Below are 901 nucleotides of genomic sequence, written 5' to 3'. Positions count from 1 at the left end.
GGCGTATAATATTGAGCAAATACATCGACAAAACGTTGTGTCGGCGCGCGCTCTGCTTGCGCCTGTTCAATGGCCTTACCAATTTTGGCAAGAAGGGTATCTCCCGATGCCTTAGTGACTTTGACCTCAAGTACCCCATACTCATTAAGCGTACCTGCAAAAACCGTATCATCTATCTCTTTACTCACCGGCATGGACTCGCCCGTAATCGGCGCTTGATTAACCGTGCTTTTACCTAAAACAACCACTCCATCTAAAGGAATACGCTCTCCAGGCTTTACTTTAAAAACAGCATCTAAGTGCACTTGCTCAATAGGAGTCGTTTGCCATTGCCCATTATCCTGTTTTACTCGTGCAATTTCCGGTGCGATTTGCATTAAACTGCGAATAGCAAGACGAGCTTTATCTAAAGAATAGCGCTCAATACGTTCAGCCAAGGCAAACAATACCGTCACCATCGCCGCTTCAGGCCATGCACCAATAAATATCGCTCCAATAATGGCAATCAACATTAAACTGTTAATATTCATTGCCTTGGTACGCAACGCCAACCACCCTTTTTTAAAGGTCGGAGGACCGCTTAAGCCAATCGCCAATAAAGCAGGAGCAATAATCCAGACTGAAAATTCCGTATTCAGATAATAGGCCATAATTTCTGAAAACAACGCCAAAATACCCGCTAGTAGAATGATTTTCCAAGAAAAATCAGAGACTGCTTTTTCGCCTTCTTTAGCTAAACGTCGTGTACCTTGGCTGCGAACACTCATGCCTAATGATTCAATGCGCTGCTGCAATGCATCAATGACAGGGAGACGATGATGAATCGTGACCTCTTCCGCAATAAAATTAAATTCCATATGCTCAATTTCAGAAACATCTTGTAACTGTTTTCTAATGAGCT

1 protein-coding gene is annotated in these 901 nt (G+C 43.2%); it reads right to left on the bottom strand.

Annotated elements, in window-relative coordinates; translation table 11 throughout:
* A partial coding sequence (locus tag A8O27_RS18145; protein WP_445554038.1) for a P-type ATPase actuator domain-containing protein occupies positions 1 to 901 on the bottom strand: 901 nt, incomplete at both ends.

This window comes from Legionella bozemanae (genome assembly GCF_001648595.1).
GTDB classification, from domain to species: domain Bacteria; phylum Pseudomonadota; class Gammaproteobacteria; order Legionellales; family Legionellaceae; genus Legionella; species Legionella bozemanae.
Note: the sequence above shows the minus strand (reverse complement) of the source record. Positions and strands in the feature narration are given on the sequence as shown.